Below are 1,246 nucleotides of genomic sequence, written 5' to 3' on the forward strand. Positions count from 1 at the left end.
GGTAGAGTCCATATAATTGTGTAAAAGTCAAAAGGGTCATATTGATCCCATGTTACAATGTTTTCGCCAAGAAAATTATGAACAGGGGGAATCAATATGACCCAAGTAAATATTACATTAGACTTGGAACAATTGAAAGATGAATTAATGGAAACGAATTTAGGTGCTGTGACGAAGTCTGCCATCATTGTAGTGTTAAACCAAATGATGGAGAAAGAGCGTGACGAATACCTCAAAGCCAGTGCTTACGAACGTTCTGAAGACCGAGTAGATATGCGTAATGGCTACTATGAGCGAGAGTATACGATGAGCTTAGGGAAGATGACGTTGAAGGTTCCGCGCACCCGACAAGGGGAGTTCTCGCCTTCCATTTTTGAGAAATACGAACGTGCCGAGCAGTCATTGGTCTTAGCGATGTTGGAAATGGTGATTAACGGTGTATCTACCCGTAAAATTACCAAAGCGGTCGAACAGCTCTGCGGGGAGAGTGTTTCGAGTTCTTACGTATCAACGCTTACAAAGAGGCTCGACCCGATTGTTCAAGAGTGGGCAGACCGCCCATTGAACGTCATGAGGTTTCCCTACCTCTATGTCGACGCGATGTATATTAAGGTTCGAGAATATCAAAAGGTGGTTTCCAAAGCGGTATATGTCGCCGTGGCGGTCAATGAAAAGAACCGCCGCCAAATCATTGGTTTTCAAGTCAGTCATGTCGAGTCAGAAGAGGGATGGACGCGTTTCTTTGAACACTTGCAGAAGCGGGGATTCACCTCACCGAGACTGATTATCTCTGATGCCCATACAGGCTTGAAGAAGGCGATTCAATCCACATTTGTCGGATCAAGCTGGCAACGGTGTACCGTTCATTTCAAACGAAATTTAATTGCAAAGTTACCCAAGAAAGGCGCGCAAGAATTTACTGCAGCAATGAAGGATCTGTTCTTACAGAGCTGCCCCGATCGCGCACGCCGGATGAAGAATGAGCTCGTGGCTTCCTATGAGGAACAGCCACGATTTGAAGAAGCTTTAACGGTGTTGGACGAAGGTTTTGAGGATGCCATTCAGTTTATGAGTGAGCCGAATAGTTATCACTCACAACTACGGACAACGAATAATGTCGAACGACTCAATGTTGAAATTCGTCGACGAGAACGCATTATCAATATCTTCCCGAACACTCAATCTGCTTTCGACTCATTGGGGCGGTACTGAAAGATTATGACGAGAAGTTGGAACATCTCCAACG

The 1,246-nt window shown here is 45.0% G+C and carries 1 pseudogene; it reads left to right on the forward strand.

The window, feature by feature from the left end:
* Positions 1-96 precede the first annotated feature (96 nt).
* Positions 97-1,246 (forward strand): annotated as a pseudogene (locus tag JCM19039_RS21210) (IS256 family transposase); the annotation flags it as partial.

The sequence above is a fragment of the Geomicrobium sp. JCM 19039 genome (genome assembly GCF_000698145.1).
GTDB lineage: Bacteria > Bacillota > Bacilli > Bacillales > Marinococcaceae > Geomicrobium_A.